This window comes from Geminicoccus flavidas (assembly GCF_009806515.1).
Lineage (GTDB): Bacteria > Pseudomonadota > Alphaproteobacteria > Geminicoccales > Geminicoccaceae > Geminicoccus > Geminicoccus flavidus.
This window is the reverse complement of sequence record NZ_WUJP01000353.1, coordinates 1-341: the sequence shown is the minus strand read 5'-3', so window position 1 is coordinate 341 and position 341 is coordinate 1. Positions and strand designations below refer to the sequence as shown.

Sequence of the window (341 nt, the reverse complement as noted above, 5' to 3'; positions counted from 1 at the left end):
TTCCCGGTCGGCCAGCCGCCGGTCGAGCACGCCGTAGAGCCGGCCGGTCTCCTTGACGTAGCGGTCGATGGCGTAGGGGATCTTCTCAGGCGCATAGCGGCCGAAATGGTGGTTCTGGCCGGCCATCGGCCCGAGGCCACCCATCTGCCAGAACAGCCACTGGAGGACGTCGTAGCGGCGCCGGTCGGTGGGCAGGAACCTGCCGGTCTTGTCGGCCAGATAGACCAGGATGGCGCCGCTCTCGAACACGCTGATCGGCTCGCCGCCACCCAAGGGCTCATGGTCGACGATCGCCGGCATCCGGTTGTTTGGCGCGATCTTCAGGAAATCGGGCTCGAACT

The 341-nt window shown here is 66.6% G+C and carries 1 pseudogene; it reads right to left on the bottom strand.

Annotation, left to right across the window (positions count from 1 at the left end):
- Window positions 1-341, bottom strand: a pseudogene (locus EQG76_RS09850) (thiol:disulfide oxidoreductase); the annotation flags it as partial.